The organism is Flavobacterium sp. CAU 1735, from assembly GCF_039888695.1.
In the GTDB taxonomy this organism is placed as follows: Bacteria; Bacteroidota; Bacteroidia; order Flavobacteriales; family Flavobacteriaceae; genus Flavobacterium.
The window spans coordinates 993733-1019762 of the sequence record NZ_JBDQQQ010000001.1 but is presented as its reverse complement, the minus strand read 5'-3'; the positions used below and the strand labels follow the sequence as shown (position 1 = coordinate 1019762).

23 protein-coding genes are annotated in these 26030 nt (G+C 38.6%); 15 read left to right on the top strand and 8 right to left on the bottom strand.

All coding sequences use genetic code 11. The features are described from left to right. Positions 1 to 154: 154 nt before the first annotated feature. The 7 genes from AAFN64_RS04810 to AAFN64_RS04780 all read right to left on the bottom strand — a co-directional run bounded on the left by AAFN64_RS04810 (position 155) and on the right by AAFN64_RS04780 (position 8691). Entirely contained in the window at positions 155 to 1099 is a 945-nt protein-coding gene (locus tag AAFN64_RS04810) for a hypothetical protein (RefSeq protein WP_347759448.1), read from the bottom strand. Positions 1100 to 1314: 215 nt separating this feature from the next. Beyond that, positions 1315 to 2265, bottom strand: coding sequence for a hypothetical protein (locus tag AAFN64_RS04805; protein WP_347759447.1), 951 nt, complete (start codon positions 2263 to 2265; stop codon positions 1315 to 1317). A gap of 494 nt (positions 2266 to 2759) precedes the next feature. Then, positions 2760 to 3683 carry a hypothetical protein gene (locus AAFN64_RS04800; protein ID WP_347759446.1) on the bottom strand — a complete coding sequence of 308 codons (924 nt, stop codon included), beginning with the start codon at positions 3681 to 3683 and terminating at the stop codon, positions 2760 to 2762. Positions 3684 to 3941: 258 nt separating this feature from the next. Further along, on the bottom strand, positions 3942 to 4898 hold the full coding sequence (locus AAFN64_RS04795; RefSeq protein WP_347759445.1) for a hypothetical protein: 957 nt from the start codon (positions 4896 to 4898) through the stop codon (positions 3942 to 3944). 263 nt (positions 4899 to 5161) lie between these two features. Beyond that, entirely contained in the window at positions 5162 to 6112 is a 951-nt protein-coding gene (locus AAFN64_RS04790) for a hypothetical protein (RefSeq protein WP_347759444.1), read from the bottom strand. Positions 6113 to 6623: 511 nt separating this feature from the next. Beyond that, positions 6624 to 7487 carry a hydroxymethylglutaryl-CoA lyase gene (locus AAFN64_RS04785; protein WP_347759443.1) on the bottom strand — a complete coding sequence of 288 codons (864 nt, stop codon included), beginning with the start codon at positions 7485 to 7487 and terminating at the stop codon, positions 6624 to 6626. 184 nt (positions 7488 to 7671) lie between these two features. Beyond that, positions 7672 to 8691, bottom strand: coding sequence for a quinone-dependent dihydroorotate dehydrogenase (locus AAFN64_RS04780; protein ID WP_347759442.1), 1020 nt, complete (start codon positions 8689 to 8691; stop codon positions 7672 to 7674). Positions 8692 to 8823: 132 nt separating this feature from the next. Between AAFN64_RS04780 and AAFN64_RS04775 the strand changes: the two genes are divergently transcribed. Genes AAFN64_RS04775 through AAFN64_RS04745 form a run of 7 tightly spaced genes read left to right on the top strand, consistent with a single transcriptional unit; the run spans position 8824 to position 16541 of the window. After that, complete coding sequence (locus AAFN64_RS04775) at positions 8824 to 9639, top strand: 2,3,4,5-tetrahydropyridine-2,6-dicarboxylate N-succinyltransferase (protein ID WP_300490517.1); 816 nt, start codon at positions 8824 to 8826, stop codon at positions 9637 to 9639. A 9-nt stretch (positions 9640 to 9648) separates the two neighbouring features. Then, entirely contained in the window at positions 9649 to 11541 is a 1893-nt protein-coding gene (locus tag AAFN64_RS04770) for a glycosyltransferase (RefSeq protein WP_347759441.1), read from the top strand. A 51-nt stretch (positions 11542 to 11592) separates the two neighbouring features. Further along, positions 11593 to 12480, top strand: a complete 888-nt coding sequence (locus tag AAFN64_RS04765; protein ID WP_347759440.1) for a glycosyltransferase family 2 protein — start codon at positions 11593 to 11595, stop codon at positions 12478 to 12480. Positions 12481 to 12486: 6 nt separating this feature from the next. Then, the gene (locus tag AAFN64_RS04760) at positions 12487 to 13263 is read left to right on the top strand and encodes a glycosyltransferase family 2 protein (RefSeq protein WP_347759439.1); all 777 of its coding nucleotides are present in this window, start codon (positions 12487 to 12489) and stop codon (positions 13261 to 13263) included. A gap of 56 nt (positions 13264 to 13319) precedes the next feature. Beyond that, complete coding sequence (locus AAFN64_RS04755) at positions 13320 to 14318, top strand: hypothetical protein (RefSeq protein WP_347759438.1); 999 nt, start codon at positions 13320 to 13322, stop codon at positions 14316 to 14318. A 4-nt stretch (positions 14319 to 14322) separates the two neighbouring features. Beyond that, positions 14323 to 15510, top strand: coding sequence for a glycosyltransferase family 4 protein (locus tag AAFN64_RS04750; protein WP_347759437.1), 1188 nt, complete (start codon positions 14323 to 14325; stop codon positions 15508 to 15510). Positions 15511 to 15530: 20 nt separating this feature from the next. Then, positions 15531 to 16541, top strand: coding sequence for a glycosyltransferase family 2 protein (locus AAFN64_RS04745; RefSeq protein WP_347759436.1), 1011 nt, complete (start codon positions 15531 to 15533; stop codon positions 16539 to 16541). A gap of 98 nt (positions 16542 to 16639) precedes the next feature. Here the strand turns inward: AAFN64_RS04745 and AAFN64_RS04740 are convergent, their stop codons facing one another. Then, positions 16640 to 17635 (bottom strand): glycosyltransferase, encoded by a 996-nt coding sequence (locus AAFN64_RS04740; RefSeq protein WP_300490482.1) that lies wholly within the window; start codon positions 17633 to 17635, stop codon positions 16640 to 16642. A 156-nt stretch (positions 17636 to 17791) separates the two neighbouring features. On the opposite strand from AAFN64_RS04740, the gene AAFN64_RS04735 reads away from it, so the two are divergent. From AAFN64_RS04735 to AAFN64_RS04700, 8 genes are all read left to right on the top strand, one after another. After that, a complete protein-coding gene (locus AAFN64_RS04735) occupies positions 17792 to 18874 on the top strand; it encodes a DegT/DnrJ/EryC1/StrS family aminotransferase (protein WP_347759435.1) in 1083 nt (360 codons plus the stop codon). After that, entirely contained in the window at positions 18868 to 19515 is a 648-nt protein-coding gene (locus tag AAFN64_RS04730) for an acetyltransferase (RefSeq protein ID WP_300490476.1), read from the top strand. The genes AAFN64_RS04735 and AAFN64_RS04730 overlap by 7 nt, the downstream gene beginning before the upstream one ends. Before the next feature lie 202 nt (positions 19516 to 19717). Further along, the gene (locus AAFN64_RS04725; RefSeq protein ID WP_347759434.1) at positions 19718 to 20692 is read left to right on the top strand and encodes a lipopolysaccharide core biosynthesis protein rfaS; all 975 of its coding nucleotides are present in this window, start codon (positions 19718 to 19720) and stop codon (positions 20690 to 20692) included. Then, complete coding sequence (locus AAFN64_RS04720; protein WP_347759433.1) at positions 20689 to 21807, top strand: glycosyltransferase; 1119 nt, start codon at positions 20689 to 20691, stop codon at positions 21805 to 21807. The genes AAFN64_RS04725 and AAFN64_RS04720 overlap by 4 nt, the downstream gene beginning before the upstream one ends. 13 nt (positions 21808 to 21820) lie before the next feature. After that, a complete protein-coding gene (gene glf, locus AAFN64_RS04715; protein WP_347759432.1) occupies positions 21821 to 22930 on the top strand; it encodes a UDP-galactopyranose mutase in 1110 nt (369 codons plus the stop codon). Beyond that, entirely contained in the window at positions 22917 to 23912 is a 996-nt protein-coding gene (locus AAFN64_RS04710) for a hypothetical protein (protein ID WP_347759431.1), read from the top strand. The genes glf and AAFN64_RS04710 overlap by 14 nt, the downstream gene beginning before the upstream one ends. 65 nt (positions 23913 to 23977) lie before the next feature. After that, positions 23978 to 24541: an L-threonylcarbamoyladenylate synthase gene (locus AAFN64_RS04705; protein ID WP_300490461.1), complete on the top strand. Its 564-nt coding sequence runs from the start codon at positions 23978 to 23980 to the stop codon at positions 24539 to 24541. A gap of 33 nt (positions 24542 to 24574) precedes the next feature. Next, a complete protein-coding gene (locus AAFN64_RS04700) occupies positions 24575 to 26008 on the top strand; it encodes an HD domain-containing protein (protein ID WP_300490458.1) in 1434 nt (477 codons plus the stop codon). Positions 26009 to 26030: the final 22 nt, after the last annotated feature.

The window sequence follows — 26030 nt, the reverse complement described above, 5'->3', positions numbered from 1 at the left end:
TTAAAACGATTAGAAAACGGTAAAGCTTTTACGATTTTATTATAAAAAACGATTTCCGGTTAGCAGGCTTTGGCTTTTGTCCCTTGCTTTGGAAACACCTTTCTTTCAACATACAGAAATAGCGTAACCGTTTCAAAGCACCTTAATTAGTTTCTTATGGTGATGGTGTTGGCATCTGGTTGTCTCCTCCAATTTGAACCCAACCTAGTCCGCCACCACCAAGCGGTCCCGTCCATACTAACTTGACAGCCGTTTTAACTTTAATAGCCGTTTTATAATCCGGTGCACTTACTCCACTTCCATTAGCAACATCGTAGTTTGTTGGCAAATAACCAACCGGTGTTACACCTGGAGTCGCTACACTATACGTATAAACAGGATTCGGGTCACCGTCAATACGGATCGTAACAACCCTACCGAGTTTAGGATTGGATGGTAGCGTAATAGTCGTGACATCTCGGGAAAATACATTTAATATTTCATCGTCATCAGACATTACTGCCTGCGCATTCGTTGAAACTCCTCGCCATACTCCATAGTTCCCTCTTGAAGAAGCCCAGGTACCATCTCCTTTTGCCACAATAGTATACGGATAATTGGTCCGTAATTTACCATCAGCCATATTGCGTAATCTCACGTTTCCATTAACATCCAGTTTTTCGGTAGAGACTGTTGCACTATAATCTCCTATAGCAACATTGCCATTTTGATAAACATCCTGGGTATTTAAGTCCGCCTGTATGGTCGTTCCTATTGCCTTCCAGGGGGTTGCATTCACTTTTTTCCAGGTATTCGATAGGCCATCGAAATAATAATACCCACTCTCGTCAATATTCGTTCGTTGCGATAAAATGTCCCCTCCGGTTACATCGGTAATAAAGATGACTAATCCATTTTGATCCGCCCCATACAGCCCATTACCTTTTGCGGTTAATTCTGCTCGGGTAAGTCGTGGAGCAAGAACACCATCAATATCGGTAACTCCCTTTTTTCCTGTTATGTCCAAAGTAGCCATAGGATTTTCTGTATTAATTCCAACCTGAGCGTAAATTAGCCCGGTAAAAAAAAGGGAACATACAATTGTACCATATTTTTTCATGTTATTATTTTTATTAAATGATCATTAATTTGAAAAATCTGAATTAATATTTTTGCCTGAAAAACTTACGTTAAAACAAGACAAAACGCTAATTTCCAGAAAAACACAGGCTGTTTTTTTATTATTTAGAAAAACTATTTCCGGTTAGCAGATTTTAGCCTTTATTCCTTGCTTTGGAAAAAGAATAACCGTTTTATAACGATTTCATTAGTTCCTTATGGCGTAATTTGGTTGTCGCCGCCAATTTGAACCCAACCTAGTCCACCACCGCCAAACGGTCCTGACCATAGTAACTTGACAGCTGTTTTAACTTTAATAGTCGTTATATAATCCGGTGCCGTTACTTCATTTCCATTAGCAACATCGTAGTTTGTTGGCAAATAACCAACCGGTATTACACCAGGAGTCACTACATTGTAACTAGCAGCAGTACCGCTAGAAGTAACATGAGAGCCATCAATACGGATCGTAATAATCCTGCCGGGCTTAGGATTGGCTGGTAACGTAATAATCGTGGCATTACGGGAAAATATATTTAATATAGCATCATCATCCGTCATTACTGCCTCAGCATTTGTTGATGCTCCCCGCCAAACGGTATAACTACCTCTTGAAGAAGCTAAAGTACCCTCTGCGTTTGCTACAACAGTATAAGGATAATCGATACGTACTTTACCATCTGTCATATTGCGTATCCGCATGTTTCCATTAACATCTAATTTTTCTGTAGCCGCTGTTACTCTATAATCCCCTATCGCAACATTGGCATTTTGATAAATATCCTGAGTATTTAAGGTAGCCTGTGCAGTTGCTCCTACTACCTTCCAAGGGGTTGCATTCACTTTTTTCCAGGTATTCGATGGACCATCAAAAAAATAATATCCAATCTCTTCCATATTCGTTCGTTGCGACAAAATGTCTCCTCCGGTTACATCCGTAATAAAGATGAGTACTCCATTTTGGTCTGCTCCGTACAGCCCGTCACCTTTTGCGGTTAATTCTGCTCGGGTAAGTCGTGGAATAAGAAGGCCATCAATATCGGTAACGCCATTTTTCCCGGTTATGTCCAACGTAGCCATGGGATTTTCTGTATTAATTCCAATCTGAGCGGAAATCGCCCCTGTAAAAAGAAGCAGGAGGAATACAGTTACATAATACTTATTCATATCACTTATTGTTTAGATTAATTAAAACTTGTTAACTAACAGTAGCATCCAATTTTTACAAGTCAAAATGCTATCTCTGTTTGTACAATGCTAAAGGGGAACCAGCATCGATCCGATCATCTGGTAATAGCTACAGAACCTCATTGAAGCCGTCGGAATACAAAACAAAATCAACTACAAAACTGCTCATATAACTTCTTATGAAACCTTTTTTATTTTATATGATCACAATAAATTTTGATCAATAAATAATAATACGGCTAAATTAATTAGCATTTTCGAACAATCTTTTTGAGATATATGGACAAAAAAACCCATGTTTAAGACAAAACACGAGTTCTTTTTGATTTAAGTAGTAAATAGTACTTTTTCAGGGTTTTATTAACCTTAACTAAGCCCGTTGGCTTGACATGGAGTATCCCGGTTGTTAGGCTATTCCTCTGTAGTGTAGATACACTTTTAACATACGGAAATAGTAATCGTTTGATAGCATTTTAATCCGTCTGCTTGTCGCCTCCAATTTGAACCCAACCTATTCCTCCATCACTAAGCAATCCCGTCCATACTAACTCGACAGCCGTTTGAGGCTTAATTGTCGTTTTATAATCTGCTGCTTGTACACTATCACTAATAAGAAAATAGTTTGTCGGCAAATAACCAACCGGTGTTACACCTGGAGTCGCTACAGTATACGTGTGACTGGAAGCGCCATCAATACGGATCGTAACAACCCTTCCGGGCTTAGGGTTGGCTGGTAACGTAATAGTCGAGGCATAGGAGGAAATTATATTTAATATCTCATCGTCATCAGACATTACTGCCTGGGTATTCGTCCAAGCTAATCGCCAAACCGTGTAGTTCCCCTTTGAAGCTCCCCAAGTACCATCTGCTTGTGCCACAATATCATTAGGATAAATGGCACGTGGTTTACCATCCGCCAAATTGCGTATTCTCGCATTTCCAATAACATCTATTTCCTGCATAACAAGCATTGTACCATAATCTCCTATACCGATTTTTGCATTTTGGTAAATATTCTGAGTATTTAAGGTAGCATGTTCGGTCCCTCCTATTATCTTCCAAGGGGGTCTATGCACTTTTTCCCAGACATTCGATGAACCATCAAAATAATAATACCCACTCGCGTCAATATTCATTCGCTGTGACGAAGTATTTCCTCCGGTTACATCGGTAATATAAACAATCAATCCATTTTGATCTGCTCCATACAGCCCGTCACCTTTTGCCGTTAGTTCCGCTCGGGTAAGTCGTGGCGGTAAAACACCAGTAATCATCGAAACGTCATTTTTTTCTTTTATGTCCAAAGTAGCCTTGGGACTTGCTGTATAAATTCCAACCTGAGCGTAAAGAAGCCCGGTAAAAAAGAGGAAACTTACAATTGTACCATATTTTTTCATGTCATTCTTTTTATTAGAAAATCATCATTTAAAGGGAACTGAATTTATAGTTTTGCCTAAATAACGTATGCTAAAACAAGACAAAAACCAGGCTCCTTTTTTTGAATTACCAAAAAACGGTAAAGCGTTTATCATTTTAGTACGAAAAACTATTTCCGGTTAGTTGGCTTTGGCTTTTACCCCTTGTTTGAAAATACCTTTCAACATACGGAAACAGCGTAACCGTTTTATAGCGACATCATTAATCCCTTATGATTTTTATGGCATCTGGTTGTCGCCTCCAATTTGAACCCAACCTAATGCATGGTCTCCAGATCGACCTGTCCATACTAACTTGAGAACCGTTTGAGCCTTAATGGTAGTTTTATAATCTGATACGTATATTAAACCAAATCCATCAGATGCTTCGGCGACATCATTTCTAAAGTTTGTTGGCAAATAACCAGGCGGTATTACACCAGGAGTCGCTATACTATACGTACCACTATAAGAACCATCATTACGAATCGTAACAACCCTACCGGGCTTAGGGTTGGATGGTAAACTGATCTCCAAAGCACTAGTGGAAAATCTAGCGGTATATATCGTTAATACATCATCGTCATCAGACATTACAGCCTGAACATTCGATGTAGCTACTCGCCACCCTCTATAGTGCCCTCTTGAAGTTCCTAAAGTACCATCTTCTTTTGCTACAATAGTATACGGATAATCGGCACGTAATTTACCATCCGGCATGTTGCGTAATCTCATGTTTCCATTAACATCCAGTTTTTCCGTAGGAGCTGTTGCACTAAAATTGCCTATACCGACATCGGCATTTTGATAAATACTCTGAGTATTTAAGGACGCCTGTTGGATCGTTCCTATTATTTTCCAGGAGGTTGCACATACTTTTTTCCAGATATTCGATGGGCCATCAAAATAATAATACCCATTCGTGTCGACATTTATTCGTTGCGATAAAATATTTCCTCCGGTTACATCCGTAATAAAGATGAGTAATCCATTTTGATCCGCTCCATACAGCCCATCTCCTTTTGCAGTTAATTCTGCCAGGGTAAGTCGTGGCGGAAGAACACCATCGATATCCGTAACTCCCTTTCCTCCTGCTATGTCTAAAGTAGCTTTAGGACTTTCTGTATTAATTCCAACCTGAGCGTAAAGAAGCCCGGTAAAAAAGAGGAAACTTACAATTGTACCATATCTTTTCATGTTATTTTTTTATTATGTGAACCTCATTTAAAGAAAACTGAATTAATCGTTTTACCTAAATAACTTACGTTTAAAACAAGACAAAACCCTAATTTTCACAAAAGACAGGGTGTTTTTTGAATTACTATAAAACGGTAAAACTTTTACGATTTTATGACAAAAAAACTATGCCCGATTAGTAAACTTTACCTTTCATTCCTTAGTTTGGTGATACCTTTCTTTCAACATAGGAAATAGAGCAACCGTTTCATAGCAACCCAGTCTTAAGGTGTTACCTGAAGGTCGCCTTCAATTTGAATCCAATCCAGTCCACCTCCTCCAGCGGGGCCATATAGTCCTGGTGGACCTGTCCATTGTAACTTTACAGTCGTTCCAGCTTTAATCCTGGTTATATAATCCGCTGCAACTATCTGAAGATGATTTGGAATATATTTTATTGGCAAATAACCGGTCCATGTTACATTAGGGGTCACTACATTATACACGCCATCGGAAGCACTATCAATACGGATCGTAATAACCCTGCCGAGCACAGGGTTGGCTGGTAACGTAATAGTCGTTACACTAGAGGATAATATATTTACGATTTCATCGTCATCTCTCATTACCGCTTCAGCATTCGTTCTAGCTGCCCGCCAAATGGCATAACTGCCTCTAAAAGCAGCCAGAGTACCCTCTGAATTTGCTACAATAGTATTAGGATAATTGTTACGTCCTCTACCATCTCTAATATTGCGAAGTCTTACGTTTCCATCAACATCCAGTTTTTCCGTAGCAGCTTTTGTACTATAATCGCCTATACCGAGGCTACCATTTTGATAAATATACCGAGCAGTTGGGTACGCCGGCCAAGTAGTAAGAGCGGCTTTCCAAGAGGTTGTATTATCCATTTTTATCCAAACATTCGATGGACTATCAAAATAATAATACCCACTCTCATCAATATTCGTTCGTTGCGACAAAACGTCTCCTCCGGTTGCATCCGTAATAAAGATGAGTACTCCATTTTGATCCGCTCCATACAGCCCATCTCCTTTTGCAGTTAATTCTGCCAGAGTAAGTCTAGGGAAAAGAACACCATCAATATCTGCTACTCCTTTTTTTCCGGTTATATCCAAAGTAGCCTTGGGATCTTCTATATTAATTCCAATCTGGGCATAAATCGCCTCTGTAAAAAGAAGCAGGAGGGATACAATTACATAATACTTATTCATATTACTTATCATATTAGATTAATTAAAGTTTGTTAGTTCTAAAACAGAAGCATCAATTTTTTACTAACTAAAAAGTTTTATCCGTTTTTATAATGCTAAAGGAGGAAACCAGCATCGTTACTATAGATCCCGTAATAACAACAGAACCTTATTAAAGTTGTATGAATAAAAATAAAATCAACTACAAACTTCTATTCAAAATTTTGAAATGTTTATCATTGTATCAATACAATATGATCAATTTTTGTTTATAGTTATTTATAGCGCTAAATTAATTAGCATTTTCGAACAATCTTTTTGAGATATACGGACAAAAAAAAACATGTTTAAGACAAAACATGAGTTCTTTTTGATTTAAGTAGTAAATAGTACTTTTTCAGGATTTTATTAACCTTAACAAAACCCGTTGGCTTGACATGGAGTCATCCGGATACGAAACAGTCAAAACAAATAGTAATAAAACTACTGTTCTAATTTTTATAAAGTCTTTTGTACTTTCTTTTTAGTACGACTAATGGTAAACGGTAAAAATTTTAAGCGCTTCATTATAAGCACTTTCAAAGCTCATCGGACTTAATCCGGTATCGGCTTTTTGTGAAGTAAAATAGGATAGCATTTTTTCGGTTGGCATATTCCCGGTCAGGTCGTCTTTGGCCATCGGACAGCCTCCAAATCCTTGAATAGCTCCGTCAAAACGGCGGCATCCGGCTTTATAGGCGGCATCTACTTTTTCAAACCATTTGTCCGGTGTGGTATGTAGATGCGCTCCGAATTCAATATGCGGGTATTTCGGAATCAAATTCGAAAACAAATAAGAAATCACTTCCGGTGTCGAAGAGCCTACCGTATCGGAAAGCGACAATATCTTTACGCCCATATTGGACAACTTTTCTGTCCACTCCCCTACGATTTCCACACTCCACGGATCGCCATAAGGATTTCCGAATCCCATCGACAAATAGGCTACCACTTCTTTATCGGTAGCGTTGGCGATGTCCAGAATTTCCTGTAAGGTTACCAGCGATTCGGCTATGGTTTTGTGGGTATTTCGCATCTGAAAATTCTCCGATATCGAAAACGGGAAGCCCAGGTATTTGATTTCCGGATAACGGGATGCATTTTCAGCACCTATCGTATTGGCGATAATTGCCAGTAGTTTGCTTTTGGTTTGCGACAAATCCAGTTGCGCCAGTACTTCCGGCGTATCCTGCATTTGCGGAATCGCTTTTGCGGAAACAAAACTGCCAAAATCAATAGTGTCAAATCCTACACGCAATAAAGATTGAATGTATTGCACTTTCTTTTCTGTAGGAATAAACGCCTTGATACCTTGCATGGCATCTCGGGGACATTCGATGATTTTAACTTGCTCCATAACGTTTCAAAGATACGCTAAAGTTCATAATTTTCAAATATACTGGCAATGGCAACCTACTATTTTAAAAAGATTGATCCATTAAAAAACACAATCGTATCGCTTTCAAACAATTAGAAAGCAACACCATTCCCAAAAGAGAAAAGTTTAACAGATTTCTGTTTTAGTGTGCGAATACCTCCTGTTATTTTCCGGCCAGTATTTTTTTATTGATGGCTTTGATCAAACCCGGTCCTTCATAAATAAATCCGGTATACAATTGTATCAGACTCGCGCCGGCTTCCAGTTTTTCGATCGCATCTTCCGCCGAATGAATTCCACCAACGCCGATAATCGGGAAAGCTTTATTGCTTTTTTCCGATAGGAATCGGATTACCTCAGTCGATCGTTTGGTTAAGGGTTTTCCGGAAAGTCCGCCGGTTTCTTTTTTATTTTCGGAAACCAGTCCGTCTCTCGAAATGGTCGTATTGGTTGCAATCACACCGGCAATTTTGGTATCTCTTACAATATCGATAATGTCCAGCAATTGCTCATCGGTCAGATCCGGGGCAATTTTTAACAGTATCGGTTTTTGCTTCGGTTTGGTCTGGTTTCTATTCTGTAGCGTTTGTAACAGTTCCGTTAATGGCTCTTTATCCTGTAAGGCTCGTAAATTGGGTGTATTGGGTGAGCTTACATTTACGACAAAATAATCGACATAATCGTATAACGCTTCAAAACAGATTTCATAATCCTGAGTTGCGGCTTCATTGGGCGTAAGCTTGTTTTTTCCAATATTACCACCAATCAGTACGCCTTTATTTTTTTTCAGACGTTCCACCGCTTCGATAACGCCGCCGTTATTAAATCCCATACGGTTGATCAACGCGCTATCGGCTTTTAAACGGAACAATCGTTTTTTCGGATTTCCTTCCTGACCTTTGGGTGTAAGGGTGCCAATTTCGATAAAACCAAAGCCTAAATTGGACAGTTCTTTGTATAATTTGGCATCCTTATCCAATCCGGCAGCAAGTCCAACCGGATTTTTAAAACGCAATCCAAAAACTTCCCGTTCCAGTCGCGGGTCATTCACTTCATAAATAGCGTTTAACAATGCCGGAATACCCGGTATTTTGTGTAGAAAACGGATGCTTCCAAAGGTAAAATGATGGATTTTTTCCGGATCAAAACGGAACAGTATTGGTCTGATTATAGATTTGTACATAAGTGTGTTGTGTTGTGCTGCAAAAATAGAAAAATATATGGTGTTTCGAAATGTATCGGCCTGCCCAAATTCTGCTATTTTCTATTTCGTTTTAAAAAAATGGGGTTATATTTGCTAAAAATCGATTTTTATATGAATGCCTTACAGCCAATAATAGAGCAAGCATGGGAAAACCGTGCCTTATTACAAGAAGAAAAAACGACGAATGCCATTAGAGAAGTGATCGAATTACTGGATGCCGGAAAATTGCGTGTTGCAGAACCAACAACCGATGGATGGCAGGTAAACGAATGGGTAAAAAAGGCCGTAGTTATGTATTTCCCAATCCAGAAAATGGAAACGCTTGAGGCTGGAATATTCGAATATCACGATAAAATGCCTTTAAAAAGAGGGTATGCCGAAAAAGGTATCCGCGTTGTTCCAAATGCTGTAGCGCGTCACGGAGCCTATATTTCCAGTGGGGTAATCTTAATGCCAAGCTATGTAAATATTGGGGCTTATGTAGACGAAGGAACCATGGTCGATACCTGGGCGACGGTTGGTAGCTGTGCGCAAATCGGAAAACACGTACACTTAAGCGGTGGTGTTGGAATTGGTGGGGTATTGGAACCGTTACAAGCCGCCCCGGTAATCATTGAAGACGGTGCTTTTATCGGTTCAAGATGTATCGTGGTAGAAGGTGTTCGCGTTGAAAAAGAAGCCGTATTAGGAGCGAATGTTTGCCTTACCGCATCTACTAAAATTATCGACGTTACCGGCGATACACCAGTTGAAATGAAAGGTATTGTTCCGGCGCGTTCGGTGGTGATTCCGGGAAGTTATACTAAAAAATTTGCTGCCGGTGAATATCAGGTGCCATGTGCGCTGATCATCGGAAAACGCAAGCCTTCAACCGATTTAAAAACCTCATTAAACGACGCTTTAAGAGAGTATGACGTTGCCATCTAATAGTATTAAATGAGCAGCAGTCCAAAAATATCGGCTTTAGCCATCATTAGGAACGAGGAAGACAATATCCGGACCTATCTCCGGAATATGGCTTTCGCGGACGAAATTATTGTAGTCGATTCGTACAGTAGCGATACCACACTGGATATCATCCGGAGTGAATTTCCGCAGGTGCGAATCGTACAACGCCCGTTTGACGATTTTTCCCGTCAGCGGAATTTTGCCATCGATTTGGCCACAAATGACTGGGTTACCTTTTTTGATGCCGACGAAAGGGTGACCGAAAATGGAATCCTCGAATTAAAAGAACAGGTGGCTTCACATCCGGAGGAAGTCGCTTTTTGGGTAAAACGCGCTTTTTATTATGCAGAAAAGCCAATGTTTTATGGCGGACAAAATCAGGACAGGGCTATACGCCTGTTCCGAAAATCCAAATGCCGCTATTCCCACAAACTCGTACACGAACAACTTATCGTTGACGGTAAATCCGGAAATCTAAAAGAAATCATCCAGCATTATTCGTTTAAAAACAAAGCTGATTTTCTAGGAAAACGCCTGCAGTATTCCAAATTACGGGCTCAGGAATTGTATCAGAAAAATACAAAACCTACCGCTTTTCATTTTTATGTAAAACCGGCTTTTCGTTTTTTTAAGCATTATATAATCGAATTCGGATTCCTAAATGGATCACAAGGTGTATCTTTGGCTAAAATCATGTCACAACACGTTTATATGCGTTATGTGTATCTCCAACAACTACACCGAAATAAAAACCGGGATAACAAAAGCCTAACGATTGGTTATGAGGCGAAACGCGTTTTTCATAATCAGACCGGACTGGGTAATTACAGCCGTGATCTGGTTCGGATTATGAATCGTTTTTTTCCGGAAAACCACTATTTATTATACAATCCGAAACCGGCAAAAAAGCAACTTTTTACCTCGGATTCGGATACGATTATTGAAAAACGTCCAACCGGCTGGTTCAATCGGAAGTTTTATAATATATGGCGCCAGCGCACTATTATTTCCGATCTGAAAAAAGACGGCGTTCAATTATTCCACGGTCTTTCGGGCGAACTTCCTTCGGGATTGAAAAAAGCCGGAATTAAAAGTACTGTGACGATTCACGATCTGATCTTTATGCGTTATCCGGCGTTTTATTCGTTCTTCGACCGGAAAATTCATTTTTATAAATTTAAAAAGGCCGCTCAAAATGCCGATACCGTTATCGCCATTAGCGAACAAACCAAAAACGATATTGTACAGTACCTGAAAATCCCGGAATCAAAAATCGAAGTGATTTATCAGGGATGTCAGCAGGTTTTTAAAGAGCTTTATTCCGACCAAGAAAAGAAAGCCGTTATCGAAAAATACAAGCTTCCGGAACAGTTTGTTTTAAACGTGGGTACGGTCGAAATCCGTAAAAACGTACTGGCAGCTGTAAAAGCCATTCGGAATATCGATACGAAACTTGTCATTATCGGAGGCGAAACGGCTTATACACAAACGGTAAAAAACTACATCCGGGAACATCAAATGGACGAAAAAGTCCTGTTTTTAAAAGGACTTAACAGCCGCGAACTGGCAATAGTATACCAGTTGGCTACTGTTTTTATTTATCCGTCGTTGTTTGAAGGTTTCGGAATTCCGATTATTGAAGCGTTATATTCCAAAACTCCGGTTATTACAACCAACTCCGGTGTTTTCCCGGAAGCGGGCGGACCCGATAGCCTTTATGTCGATCCAACCGACAGTGCCGACATACAATCAAAAATTGAATTATTACTTCGTGATCCTAATTTAAGAGACGAGATAACAGAAAAAGGTTATATGTTTGTACAGAAATTTAATGACGATGTTATTGCGAACAGGATTATGACACTGTATCAATCATTATAGCAAGCATTTTTATTTTTTTAAGATATTAAAATCCAAATAAATCCAACCTACATGAAAGTCGCCGGTTTTACCTTTATCCGCAATGCGGTACAAAACGATTACTCTATCGTAGAAGCAATTACTTCAATATTACCTATATGTGATGAATTTATAGTAGCTCATGGAAATTCTACCGACACCACATTAGATCTTATTAAAAGTATTGGCTCCCCAAAAATCAAAATTATTGAGACTGTTTGGGACGATAGCGTACGCGAAGGCGGTCGTACTTTTGCCCTCGAAACCGACAAGGCATTTAAGGCCATTAGTCCCGATGTAGACTGGGCTTTTTATATTCAGGGTGATGAATGTGTTCATGAAAAATACCTGGAAACCATTCGTAAAGAAATGGAAGCATCGTTAAATGATCCAAATGTTGAAGGCTTACTTTTTAACTATATGCATTTTTACGGATCGTATGATTTTTATGCACATTCCCGCAGATGGTACCGCAGAGAAATCCGTATTGTCCGCAACCTGCCCGGAATGGAATCCTATAAAGATGCACAAGGTTTCCGTTATAACGGTCGCAAGTTAAAAGTAAAACACATTCCGGCTTATATTTATCATTACGGATGGGTTAAAGCGCCAGGCGGATTAAAAACAAAGGTGAAAAACACCGGTCGTTTTTACAATAGCGACGACGAATGGATCGACCGAACCTATAATGAAGATTATGAATTTGACTATGGTAATGCCGAACGCTTACTAAAGTTTAAAGGTACCCATCCTCAGGTTTTCCAGGACAGGGTAAATCGCAGCAACTGGAAATTCTCGTTTGATCCGACCAAAATGGGGCGCAAAATGAATTTCAGAAGAAAATTACTGGCCTTTATCGAAGACTTAACCGGTAAACGGCTATTTGAATACCGCAATTATGTAATTGTAAAAAGAAGTTAATCGTATATGACATCGCAATCCAGTTCTATTAAAATCAGCGGACTGATAATCACCTATAACGAAGAAAAAAACATCCGGGAAGTAATCGAATGTCTTGATTTTGTGGATGAGATTATCGTAGTGGATTCGTATAGTACCGATTCTACCGTGGCCATTGCCAATACGTACCCAAATGTTAAAGTGGTACAGCATAAATTTGTTGATTTTACAACACAACGGAATCTGGCACTGGAACTGGCCAGCTATAACTGGGTTTTATTTCTGGATGCCGATGAACGGATTACACCGCCATTGCGTGCCGAAATTATCGCAGAAGTCCGCAAACCGGAAACCAAAGATGCGTATTACTTTTTAAGAAAGTTCTATTTTGCCGGAAGAGCGATCCATTTCTCCGGTACGCAAACGGATAAAAATTTCCGATTGTTTAAAAAAGACAAAGCACATTATATACCGGAAAAACTGGTTCACGAAACCCTTAAAGTCGACGGAACGATTGGCATATTTCAAAATAAGTTACTCCATTATTCCTATGACAATTACGCTATTTATAAACAGAAAATGATTAGCTATGGTGTTTTAAAAGGAAAAGAACTTTTCCTTAAAGGAAAAAAATACAGCGTTTTTACCCAATACCTAAAAACCATTTTTAAGTTTATAAAAGCCTTCTTTATCCGTCTGGGAATATTGGATGGAAAAGATGGATTAATCATATCGTATTTACAGGCATTGAGCGTATACCATACGTATAAATCACTAAAAGCAAACCAGAAACAAAATATTTAACCCGTTGTAACAGTTATTAGTAATAACACACTCCCACTAATTATATTATTTGAAAAATGAAGCAGAAGATTTGTTTGATCAGTTTCGATAACTGGCACTACGACAAATATATCATCAAATTGTTACAGCAAAAGAATATTGATGCGTATCATATCAATTTGGGAGGTTATAAACATGCCAATTTAGCATCGAGAATCGTAAACTTACTTTCTAAAATTTTCCTGGGTATTAATCTTAAAACCAAAAAGAAGCAGGAACATATTATATCCGAATTACAAAAACACGGACAACACGATATTATTTTGGTGATCAATCCCGATGTTATCGAACTGAAATACCACCAGCTAATTAAGCAATATACCAAAAAGTATTTTGCCTATCTGTACGACAGTTTACATCGTTGTCCGGTCGATCATCTCTTAAATGCAGGTCTTTTTGACGAAATTTTTTCTTTTGACGAACAGGATGCCAAGGCACACAATTTTGTCAAAATGAACAATTATATCTACTTTGACAAACAGGAAATCCCAGCCGTAAAACCAAAATATAAGGTTACCACGATTTCATCGTTCGACAAACGTTTTCCGATATACAATAAAATTGCCTATCAGTTGGAGCAATTGAAAGCGCCGTTTCATTTTATTTTTGTGAGTCGGAATATCGAATACAAAAAATTCAAATACAATTTCAAAGCCGAAACCGCAGCCAAAACCAATAGCCAGCTGTTATTTCAGTCCAAAAAAATCCGATTAAAACAATTGCTGAAATTGTATTCGCAAGCCGAAATTATTCTGGACATCGTTCAAAATAACCAAACCGGTCTGAGTTTCCGGGTATTTGAGGCTATGGGAATGCAGAAAAAACTAATAACGGATAATAAAACGGTCGTAAATTACCCGTTTTATAACCCCAATAACATATTGATCATTGATCGCGAAAACCCCGTAATTGCCCCCGAATTTCTGGCTACGGATTACGAACCCGTTCCGGAAGAAATTTACAATCAATATACCTTGGACAATTGGGTTACTACGATTTTCGATCTGAAAAAATAACCGTATGAATATCCTCATTTTAACCCGGGAATACAAAAATGAAAAGCTTCCTCCTTGTGGTGGAACTGGGAATTTTAATACTTTACTGGCCAAAGAACTTGTAAAAAGAGGTCATCGGGTATACATTTTTGGCGTAAACAAAACCAATATCGATTTTGACGACGAAGGGGTTCATGTTCATTATACCAAAAACCTTTTTAAGCGAAATTTTGTGTACGATCTGTTTCGATCCGTTACACAGAAATTTTCGTTTTTAATGCCGTATCATTTTAAAATTCACGAAAAAGAAAAACGCGATATCAGTCGGCGGCTTTTTGCCTATATTGAAAAGAACAATCTGAATATCGATATTATCGAATGTCATGATTTTGAAGGCTTAAGTTTATTTTTAGGTAAAAAAATCCCATATGTGGTACGCTGTCACGGTTCTTTTTCCGTTTTGGAAAAATATTTTGGCTACAAAGTAGAAGCCGGACGTAAACATTGCGAGCGCGAAGCGTTTAAAAAAGCCGAAAATGTAATTGCCGTTTCCCGTTTTTCCGAACAGGTTAATCGCGAACTGTTTGGCGTTTCGAAATTCAAACTTATTTATAACGGTATCAATATACAGGAATTCCAACCGAATCCGAATCCGGCGGTAATTCCGTTTTCTGTTTTCTATATCGGAAATGTTGCCCTCGAAAAAGGAGCCGATACGGCATTTCGCGTATTCGCTCGTCTAGCGGAGAAATTCCCGCAAGCCACCTTACAGTTTATCGGTCGGGAAACACCTTATAAGGCAACTTTGGACAAGGAAATTCAGACACAGACTTTAACCGATAAGGTTGTTTTTCACGGTTATCAGCCTAAAGAAAATATTATCCGTCTACTCAATAGTGCTCATGTTCTTATTTTCCCTTCCAAAGGAGAGAATTTTAGTCTGGCGCTTTTAGAAGCTATGGCGTTGGCCAAACCTATAGTGACTTCAAATCTGGATTCTTTTAAAGAACTGATCACATCGGGCGAAAATGGTTTTGTATGTGATACGGATACAGATTTTGTCGATCGTATATCCGCTATACTAACGGATGGCGTTTTGGCTGAAACACTTTCCCAAAATGCCCGACAAACTATCGTAGATCATTTTAGCATCGAAAAAATGATGACCGAAACATTGGATTATTATACTACTGTTATTAAAAATCACACCTAACCTTTATTGATCAATTAGTTATGAGCCAACCCGTTTTATCAGTAATCATACCGGTATATAATGCCGAAAAATACCTTCAGGAAACGATTGACAGTATTCTGAAGCAAAGTTTTACCGATTTTGAACTGATCGTGCTCAATGATAAATCGACCGATACCAGTAAAAGCATAATCGAAAAAAATGCAGCGGCCGATTCCCGTATTATTTTTGTCGATAAAATAGAAAATGTGGGCCCGGCTCGTTTGCGAAATGAAGGTTTTACAACGGCTAAAGGGGAATTTATCGCCTTGATGGATGCTGATGATATCGCCATGCCCGATCGTTTTTCCAAACAGATCGAATTTCTGAAAAAAAATCCGGAAATCGGTGTTTGCGGAACCTTTTATACCCTTTTTAAACCGGATGGCAAACGAAAACTAATGGCCCTTCCCACAGAACATCTTGCTATTCGAACGGCTTTTCTTTTTTATAATCCGATTGGAAATCCTACGATAATGCTTCGTAAGGCTTGTTTAAAAGATTTCCGTTTTGACAACGATTTTGTTCCAATTGAAGACTATGAATTATGGAACCGAATGAGTGCTACTACCCTATTTGCCAATGTGTCCGAATCGTTACTCGATTACCGTTGGCATGATACGAATATCAGTCAGACCAAAATCGATAATGTCAACCGTTCGCTTCGCAATATTCGTTTGGCACAATTACAACAGGACTTCGGTATAAATCCTGAAAGCACCGATATTGAAGGCTATCTGAATGCATTTGACTTTAAACGGGGATTATCGGCTCAGGAAGTCATCGCTACTGTTAATGCCGCGCAGAAATTAATCGCAAAAAACCGGGAATCCCGTATTTTCGACCAGAAGGTACTCGAAAAACAGCTCTATCAGATTGTGGTACGTACGATCCGTAAATCGAAAGAGTTTAACAAACCGTTATTAAAATACCTCCAAAACGAAGGTAAGCCTGTATTTCAAAAGGTGCGTTGGTTTGATCGTATTTTGATTATGCTGAAATCGCTATTTTAACCCCCTTACAAACTGATAATCAATGTGTTTCTTATTCGAAACTAGGCATTTTATACCACATCAAGATTATAAAAAAGAGGAACCTACGTTCCTCTTTTTTAATTGTATTTGATACCGAAATAGTTCATCTTAATATGACGTCGCCAGAATTTGATTCGCATTCCAAACGATGCCTGTTTTAAAAATAGCTGTACCGCCTGATGAGGTTCTTTAGCATAGGCTTCCTTATCTTTATACAGCTTTAAAGCTTCAAAAGCGGAATCTTTTAGCAACGACTGGATTACTTCCCGTATGTTTGCTGTTTGAGCCTGTGGCAACCTGTCATAAACTTCTTTTACATTCAGATAGGAGGAATAACGCTGGAAAAAAGCTGATTTTAACGAATAAATTCCGCCGGCATGCCAACGGTACACACCGCCCTGAAAATTTAGGAAAGCTCCTTTTCCATTGCAAAGTGCCAAACCATATAAGGTATTGTCTTTGGAATAGCGGAAACTCTTGTACTCCTGTGGTTTTACAGCCGATTTTAAAAACACACACGTCAGCGTATAGGTGCAATACGGTCGGAAAATCGTATCAAAATCGATGGTATACACTTCGGGTAAGGTTTCTTTAAAATCGTTTGGAACCAATTCGTCCCCTTTTTTGTTTAAAAAGTCGGTCCATGTTATAACATAATCCGGGTGGGCTTCCAAAAAATCGACCTGTTTTTGCAATTTATACGGATCAATCCAATAATCGTCACCTTCACAAAGCGCAATGTATTTTCCTTTCGCTTTCGGAAAAGTATGATCGCCCCAAATATCGACATCCGCATTGGAATATTGGTTTTCGGTCTGGTAAATTGGCTTGATCAGTAACGGATAACGGCTTTCAAAGTCTTTTAATATTGCTGGTGTTCCGTCTGGAGAGGCATCTTCATGGACAATAATTTCAAACGGAAAATTTGTTTTCTGACTTAAAAATCCTTCCAACGCATCGCTTAAATACGCTTCATGCTTAAACGTGTCACATAAAATACTTACTAAAGGCTTGTGGATATCCTGTCCGCTCCAATCGGCCAGTATTTCTTCCTGACTTCTGCAATGCTTCATATATAATTTAGGTTACGATCCGGCCACTCCCGATCTGATTGATATCTTATTCCGTTTGGGTACGGTTAGATTGCTTAACTTTTTATATTTTTACTGCACAAATGTAACCATTAAGTTCGTTTATCAACAGAAATAAAATTTACAAATCCCATATTAATGATAACAGTAACCAAAACCTTTTTCCCGGATTTAAAAGAATACGAAAAGCAACTTGAACGGATATGGGAAAACAAATGGCTTACTAACCGGGGTGAACTGGTATTGGAATTGGAACAGAAATTAACCGATTATCTGAAAAGCAATTCTATGATCATCACCAACAACGGAACCGTACCGCTACAAATCGCACTTAAAATTCTGGGAAAACAAGGGGAAATCATTACCACTCCGTTTTCGTATGTAGCGACGACGTCTTCTATTATATGGGAAAATTGCACGCCTGTTTTTGTCGATATTCATCCGGAATACCTCACTATTGATGAAACCCAGATCGAGGCTGTCATAAGTCCAAAAACGACCGCTATTTTAGCCACGCATGTCTTTGGTAACCCTTGTGAAGTAGACGCGATTGAAGCGATTGCTAAAAAATACGGCTTAAAGGTAATCTATGACGCCGCACATGCTTTTGGCGTAACCTATAAAGGGGAATCACTGTTTAATTATGGCGATGTGAGTACCTGTAGTTTCCATGCCACCAAACTTTTCCATACCGGAGAAGGTGGCGCGCTGTTTTGTAAAGATGCAACGCTTTTTCATAAACTATTCTACAGTCATAATTTCGGTCATAACGGACCGTTGGAATTTCACGGATTAGGGATTAATGCTAAAATTTCGGAACTTCAGGCCGCTATGGGACTGGCTGTTTTGCCTCATATGGGAACCATTTTGTCCGAACGAAAAAAAGTAGTTGATTTTTACAACCAACATCTCGATTTTAATCAATTGCAAACCATGGCTATCCGACCGGAAACCATCTGGAATTATAGCTATTACCCGATAATACTACCTTCTGAGGCTATACTTTTAAAAGTACAAAAAGCATTAAACGACAACAATATTATTCCGAGACGATATTTTTATCCATCGTTAAATACGATCGGATATGTGAACCAACCGGATCAGGCAATGCCGGTTTCAGAATCGATAGCCCAACGTGTACTTTCGTTACCGCTTTATGTTGGTTTAACCGTGGAAGACTTAGAAAAAATAACCACCTTAATTAATCAAAACGCATGCTAATAGTTGGAGCCAAAGGATTTGCTAAAGAAGTTTTAGAAGTATTACATCAGAGTGGACAAACCGAAAATCTGGTTTTCTATGACGATGTGAACACCGATATTCCAGCCGTATTATACGATCGTTTTCCGGTTCTTACAAACCTTGACGACGCTACGGCCTACTTTATGCATACCGATAATCGTTTTACCATCGGTATCGGAAATCCGGCTTTACGAAAACGCCTGTATGAAAAATTCAAAGCTATTGGTGGTGTCTTTACTGCTACAATAAGCCCAAAAGCCGTTATTGGCAGTTTTGGGAATCAAATTGACTCCGGATGTAATATTATGACTGGAACCGTCCTTACAAATGACATAATTGTCCAAAAAGGGACACTAATTAACCTAAATTGTACCATCGGCCATGATTGCCATATTGGAGAATTTTCGGAAATTTCACCTGGTGTAAACATCTCCGGTAATTGTAAAATTGGCGCCTATAGTAACATCGGGACAAATGCCACAATCCTCCCTAAAATTACAATAGGAAGAAATGTTATAATTGCCGCAGGAGCTGTAGTCACCAAAGATTTACCAGACAATTGTATGGCTGCAGGTGTTCCTGCTGTTATCAAAAAAGAATTACCTGAGATAACATTTTAAATTCCCCTCTAAAAATTTGATCATCGACTGTTACATCGATTATAAACGCTGTTTGTAATTCGGTCAGGGTTTTTATTGTTCAAATTAAAACAATCTAACAGACTTCAAAAAACAATTCCGGAACAGGATAATCTCTTGTCTGGCAGGTCGGTTATTGTCTGCATTCAACACATTTATTAACAGCTGTATAAAATCAAGTCTAATGAAGAAAAGGATCTTATATATTGCTCCGGATCATTATGACTTCTATAAAGTCATCTTGAAAGGATTTGAGGACTTTACCGATTATACCGTCGTTATGGTCCTATCCAACGGATATCCGTATCACTATAAAAATAGTGGCGAACGATGTTTGAATTTCTTTTTGAAATGGTGCTTTAATACGAATATCAAAAAAATACATTCTCAAAAAGTGATCCTCCAAAAAATAAACGAATATCCCACTTACGATATCGTGTATGTTAACCGACCCGATATGCTCTCCTCTAAAGTATTATCTCTTGTTACCAAAAAAGCAAAACATTCAATTGTTCATTATTGGGATAGTTTTGCGAAAATAAAAGGTCAGAAAGAGACAATGCCTTTTTTCGATGTTCATTATAGTTTTGACAAAAACGACTGTGATCAATATGGATTACACTTTACTACAAATTTCTATTTTACTGAAACCCTACCATCTGGTCCTAAATATGATGTCCTTTTTCTAGGCACCTACGACCATCGTTTTACCCAAATAAAGCACATCATCCAACTCTTAAGCTCTAGCGGAAAAAATGCAAAAGCATTGCTGTTTTCTAAAAACAAAAGCATACGTGAAAAACACGCTACAGCAGATATTCTCTTTCTGGATAAAATTATTCCATTTCCCGAAATTGTCACCTATAGTGGCAATACACAAATTATTCTGGATATACATCATCCCGATCAATCCGGCTTATCTTTTCGCCCCTTTGAAGCAATCGGCTTAAAGAAAAAATTAATCACGACCAATCCAGACATCAAAACGTATGATTTTTACGATCCAAATAACATTTTTATCTGGACCGACACCACCTTTTCTATTCCGGATTCCTTTTTCGCTACGCCCTATACTGAAATTCCTATTGCAATACGGCAAAAATATACACTCGAAAGCTGGGTTCATTCAATAGTAACTATAAAAAACAGCCCATTATGATGAAGCAAAAAATTTATTTTATTTGCCCGGATACCAAAACACCAATCGGAGGTATCAAACAATTATACAGGCAGGTAGACATCTTAAACCGGAACAATTTTAATGCTGTTATCCTTCATAAAAAAAGGCATTTTCGTCATAAATGGTTTGAAAACACTACCCGGTTAGAATACAACCTTCCGTTGTTTTTATTGATCAGACAAGGTCTTAGAACCGGTAAAACCTCATTTCTAAAAAGCATTTTCACTAAAATCACTTTAGGCATACAACGGTTTATAGCACCTAAGCTTGATGAAAATGCAATATTTGTTTTTCCGGAAATCTTTAGTCTGGGTTTCTTAAAAATTAAAAAAGATATCCGAAAAGTGATTTTTAATCAAAATTGCTATTATTCGTTTTTATATAATTCTATCGAAAAATTACCCCATGAAAAACAATATACGGATCAAAATATCCTTGCAACGATAACCGTATCCGAAGATTCAAAAAACTATTTGTCCTTTGCCGTTCCCAATACTACCGTTTACCGAATACGAATTGGTATTGATCAAAGTAAGTTCCATTACCATCCGCAGAAAAAGAAGCAAATTGCCTTTATGCCTCGCAAAATGAAAACCGAAATCGTTCAGATTTTAAACATTCTGAATTATAGGAATAGTTTACACGATTGGTCATTAGTGAGCATTGATAATAAAACCGAACAGGAAGTCGCTCAGATTATGAGGGAAAGCCACATTTTTTTAAGCTTTAATTATTTCGAAGGTTTTGGTCTCCCTCCTGTAGAAGCTATGGCTTGCGGTTGTATTGTGATCGGCTTTACAGGCAGGGCTGGTAAAGAATATTTTAATCCCGACTTTTCGTACCCCATTCCGGATGGAGATATAATTGGTTTTGTTCACAAGATTGAAGAGGTTCTGGCCCTTTATGAAATGACCCCTGCTACTTTTTTTGAAAAGCAAATAAAAGCTTCACAATCTATTCTGAAGGAATACAGTCTGGAAAATGAGAAACAGGACATTATTACCGTCTGGAACCGGATTTTAAACCTCCGTAAATCCAACACCATACAATCCGGGCAACACGCTGTTGCCACAACTGATTCACCCTCAATTTAACACCATAAACAAGATGAAAAACTATGACATTCTAATTGTAGGATCTGGGCTTTTTGGAGCTGTTTTTGCCCACGAAGCAACTAAAATCGGTAAAAAATGCCTCGTTATTGACAAAAGGTCACATCGGGGAGGTAATGTATACTGTGAAAAAATAGAAGATATTACAACCCATAAATATGGGGCTCATATTTTTCACACCAATGATAAATTCATCTGGGATTACGTCAATCAATTTACCACTTTTAACCATTACATTAATAGTCCCGTAACTATTGCAAAAGGGAAGCTTTACAACCTGCCTTTTAATATGAATACGTTCTATCAGTTATGGGGCGCTATAACTCCCGAAGAAGCCCGGGCGAAAATTAATATCCAGGTAGATCGGTTTGGCGTTTCAGATCCGTCAAATCTGGAAGAACAGGCACTCTCAATGGTTGGTAAAGATATTTATGAAACTTTGATCAAAGAATACACCGAAAAGCAATGGGGACGCAAAGCGACTGAGTTGCCGCCATTTATCATTAAAAGGCTTCCGGTGCGTTATACGTTCGATAATAATTATTTTAATGATGCTTATCAGGGCATACCGGTTGGTGGTTATAATACAATTATTGACGGATTACTGGAAGGAACGGAAGTTCGCTTAAATACTGATTTTTTTGACGATCGCTCTTATTTTGAATCGCTGGCCAAGACTATTGTTTTTACCGGAAAAATCGATGAGTATTTTGATTATGAATTTGGCGAACTCGAATATCGCTCGCTCCGATTTGAAAACGAAATTATCAATAGCTCCAATTTTCAGGGTAATGCCATTGTCAATTATAATGATGCGACTGTTCCTTATACCCGTATCATCGAACACAAACATTTCGAATTTGGCAAGCAACCACAAACGGTTATAACCAAAGAATATCCGGAATCCTGGTCTTCAAAAAAAGAAGCGTTTTATCCCGTTAATGATAAAAAAAATCAGGCAATTTATAAAAAGTATTGCCTGAAAGCCAAGGGAACCAATGTCATTTTCGGAGGGAGACTTGCCGAATATAAATACTACGACATGCATCAGATCATTTCTTCAGCCATTCGAAAATTTAAAACCGAATACTATGAAATTAAATAAAAATACGGCAACACTCTATGTGATCGCTCCGGCTAACTTTGCATCGGGTGGGCCTTTTTTAATGCATCAGCTGGCATCCAAACTCCTCAATATGGGATTTAAGGCCAAAATGGTATATATCGGACAACAGGCATCCACTGATCCGGTGCATGACTTTTACAAGCGTTTTAAAATCCCTTATACTAATACAATAACAGATGCTTCGGAAAATATTGTCATCTTTCCCGAAATCTATACCGGGATGATCTATCACTATAAAAAAATTCATAAGGTAATCTGGTGGCTAAGTGTCGATTTCTTTTTGGCTGCCATTAGGCCAAAACCCTTTTCCTTACGGCGCTTTTTGGGGTTAAAACCAACGGTATGCCATTATGATTTTAAAAAGGAGCCCTTGCTCTCTCATTGGGTACAATCGCATTATGCCCGGCATTTTCTGGAATCGAAAAACGTCACCGATATTTATAATTTATCCGACTATCTTGACGCTATTTTTATCGATAAATTAAAAAGGAAATCATTTACCAACCAAAATAAAAGTAACAGGATTGTATACAATCCCAAAAAAGGATATAATGAAACGCTGGAATTGATCCGAAAAGCACCACTACTCGATTGGGTTCCGATAGCAAACATGACTCCGTCTCAGGTTCGGCAATTGTTGCTCAGCGCCAAAATTTATATCGACTTTGGAAATCATCCCGGTAAAGACCGTATTCCGAGAGAAGCTGCAATGTGTGGCTGTATTATAGTTACAAACAAAAAAGGAAGTGCTAACTTTGCAGAAGATATTCCGATACCGGATAAATTTAAAATAGATTATATCCCGGGGAAAGAACGCGATATTATTGATTTGTTAGAACATTGTTTTACAGCATATGAAAACGAAGTCCAACATTTTGATACGTATCGCAAAAAAATTGAACAGGAAGAAGCTGTTTTCAACGACGACTTAGCTAAAATAATAACCACTTTTTTTGATTAAGTCGCTGGTATTGTTTAGAATCGCTTCCTGTAACTATTTATAAAAACAGTCTAAATAAATAAAAAATGATTGCAGAAGAAATTCATAAAGCCTACGAAGTGATCAAAAACGGAGGAATCATCCTATATCCAACCGATACGGTTTGGGGAATCGGTTGTGATGCGACCAATCCGGAAGCCGTAAAAAAAATATACGCGCTCAAACAACGGGAAGAAAGTAAAAGCATGATCGTCCTGATGAACGGGGACCGTATGGTATACAATGTTTTTAAAGATATTCCGGAAGTAGCCTGGCAAATCCTCGATTTATCCGAAAAACCAACCACACTGATCTTGGATAATCCGAGAAATGTCGCGCCAAATATCATCGGTCAGGATAATACTTTAGGAATGCGAATCGTTAAAGAACCTTTTTGTTTTAAGCTAATGGAACGGATGAAAGTTCCGTTGGTTTCTACTTCGGCAAACATTAGTGGCGAACCAACACCAAAATCGTTTAAAGAAATAAGCCCGGCAATTTTGCAAGGCGTAGACTATGTTGTAAATTTGCACCACGATAAAATTGGCGGTAAACCGTCGACTATCATAAAACTGTCTGGAAACAGTGAGGTAAAAATTATACGAAAATAAACAACTTAGCCCTGCAAACCGGAGCGACCATTAATGAAAAAACAAACTTCATATAAAGAGGCATTACAGTCAAAAATTTTTGAAATTATATCCAATGCAGCCAAAGAACTGCAAGTCGATTCCTATGTTATTGGCGGCTTTGTAAGGGATTTGATCCTGGAACGCAATCATAAAAAAGACATCGATATCGTGGCCGTTGGCAGTGGTATCGAATTGGCTTTAAAAGTGTCGGAACTGATCCCACATAAACCAAAAGTACAGGTTTTTAAAAACTACGGTACCGCCATGCTTCGCTATGATGATATGGATATTGAATTTGTGGGTGCCCGTAAAGAATCCTATCATTTCGACAGCCGAAATCCGGTTGTGGAAAACGGAACTCTGGAAGATGATCAAAACCGTCGCGATTTTACGATCAATGCATTGGCACTCTCTTTAAACGAAGCCAATTACGGCGAACTGGTTGATCCTTTTAACGGATTGGCCGATATGGAGCACAAAAGTATCAAAACGCCTTTGGATCCGGATGTTACCTATTCGGACGATCCGTTGCGTATGATGCGCGCCATCCGTTTTGCTTCGCAGCTTAATTTTACCATCGAATCGGAATCGCTGGAATCTATTTCCCGTAATAAAGACCGGATCAATATTATTTCCGGAGAACGCATTGTCGAGGAATTAAACAAAATCCTTTTATCGGATAAACCTTCCGTTGGCTTCCTGTTACTATACCAAACCGGATTACTGGATATTATTTTACCCGAGCTAACCGCTTTAAATCAGGTGGAAGAGATCGAAGGACATACGCATAAAAACAACTTTTATCATACCTTGGAAGTGGTGGACAATATCTGCCCGAATACAGACGATGTATGGTTACGTTGGTCGGCTTTGCTACACGATATCGGTAAAGCGCCGACAAAACGTTATAATAAAAAACAAGGATGGACCTTCCACGGGCATGAGTTTTTAGGCGGTAAAATGGTAAAACGCATCTTTGAGCGTTTGCATATGCCGTTAAATCACAAAATGAAATTTGTCCAAAAAATGGTCATGATGAGTTCCCGTCCCATCGTACTCGCTCAGGATATTGTGACCGATTCGGCCGTACGTCGTTTGGTTTTTGATGCCGGTGAGGATGTGGAAAATCTGATGACCTTGTGCGAAGCCGATATCACGACTAAAAACCCGTCGAAATTCCGAAAATATCATAATAATTTTAAAATCGTCCGTCAGAAAATTGTCGAAGTGGAAGAACGCGACCACGTTCGCAATTTCCAACCGCCCATTACCGGAGAAGAAATCATGGCCATTTTTAACCTGAAACCTTCCCGTGAAATCGGTCTTTTAAAAGAAGCCATCAAAGAAGCCATACTCGAAGGAGAAATCCCGAACGAATACCAGCCGGCTTACGATTTTATGATGGAAAAAGCGGCAAAATTAGGATTAAAAAAGGCAACCGAATAACCTTCGGGTTCAAACATAAAAG

Coding starts and splice junctions, on each gene's coding strand:
- AAFN64_RS04810 (WP_347759448.1), bottom strand. CDS start 1,099: ATGAAAAAATATGGTACAATTGTATGTTCCCTTTTTTTTACCGGGCTA.
- AAFN64_RS04805 (WP_347759447.1), bottom strand. CDS start 2,265: ATGAATAAGTATTATGTAACTGTATTCCTCCTGCTTCTTTTTACAGGG.
- AAFN64_RS04800 (WP_347759446.1), bottom strand. CDS start 3,683: ATGAAAAAATATGGTACAATTGTAAGTTTCCTCTTTTTTACCGGGCTT.
- AAFN64_RS04795 (WP_347759445.1), bottom strand. CDS start 4,898: ATGAAAAGATATGGTACAATTGTAAGTTTCCTCTTTTTTACCGGGCTT.
- AAFN64_RS04790 (WP_347759444.1), bottom strand. CDS start 6,112: ATGAATAAGTATTATGTAATTGTATCCCTCCTGCTTCTTTTTACAGAG.
- AAFN64_RS04785 (WP_347759443.1), bottom strand. CDS start 7,487: ATGGAGCAAGTTAAAATCATCGAATGTCCCCGAGATGCCATGCAAGGT.
- AAFN64_RS04780 (WP_347759442.1), bottom strand. CDS start 8,691: ATGTACAAATCTATAATCAGACCAATACTGTTCCGTTTTGATCCGGAA.
- AAFN64_RS04775 (WP_300490517.1), top strand. CDS start 8,824: ATGAATGCCTTACAGCCAATAATAGAGCAAGCATGGGAAAACCGTGCC.
- AAFN64_RS04770 (WP_347759441.1), top strand. CDS start 9,649: ATGAGCAGCAGTCCAAAAATATCGGCTTTAGCCATCATTAGGAACGAG.
- AAFN64_RS04765 (WP_347759440.1), top strand. CDS start 11,593: ATGAAAGTCGCCGGTTTTACCTTTATCCGCAATGCGGTACAAAACGAT.
- AAFN64_RS04760 (WP_347759439.1), top strand. CDS start 12,487: ATGACATCGCAATCCAGTTCTATTAAAATCAGCGGACTGATAATCACC.
- AAFN64_RS04755 (WP_347759438.1), top strand. CDS start 13,320: ATGAAGCAGAAGATTTGTTTGATCAGTTTCGATAACTGGCACTACGAC.
- AAFN64_RS04750 (WP_347759437.1), top strand. CDS start 14,323: ATGAATATCCTCATTTTAACCCGGGAATACAAAAATGAAAAGCTTCCT.
- AAFN64_RS04745 (WP_347759436.1), top strand. CDS start 15,531: ATGAGCCAACCCGTTTTATCAGTAATCATACCGGTATATAATGCCGAA.
- AAFN64_RS04740 (WP_300490482.1), bottom strand. CDS start 17,635: ATGAAGCATTGCAGAAGTCAGGAAGAAATACTGGCCGATTGGAGCGGA.
- AAFN64_RS04735 (WP_347759435.1), top strand. CDS start 17,792: ATGATAACAGTAACCAAAACCTTTTTCCCGGATTTAAAAGAATACGAA.
- AAFN64_RS04730 (WP_300490476.1), top strand. CDS start 18,868: ATGCTAATAGTTGGAGCCAAAGGATTTGCTAAAGAAGTTTTAGAAGTA.
- AAFN64_RS04725 (WP_347759434.1), top strand. CDS start 19,718: ATGAAGAAAAGGATCTTATATATTGCTCCGGATCATTATGACTTCTAT.
- AAFN64_RS04720 (WP_347759433.1), top strand. CDS start 20,689: ATGATGAAGCAAAAAATTTATTTTATTTGCCCGGATACCAAAACACCA.
- glf (WP_347759432.1), top strand. CDS start 21,821: ATGAAAAACTATGACATTCTAATTGTAGGATCTGGGCTTTTTGGAGCT.
- AAFN64_RS04710 (WP_347759431.1), top strand. CDS start 22,917: ATGAAATTAAATAAAAATACGGCAACACTCTATGTGATCGCTCCGGCT.
- AAFN64_RS04705 (WP_300490461.1), top strand. CDS start 23,978: ATGATTGCAGAAGAAATTCATAAAGCCTACGAAGTGATCAAAAACGGA.
- AAFN64_RS04700 (WP_300490458.1), top strand. CDS start 24,575: ATGAAAAAACAAACTTCATATAAAGAGGCATTACAGTCAAAAATTTTT.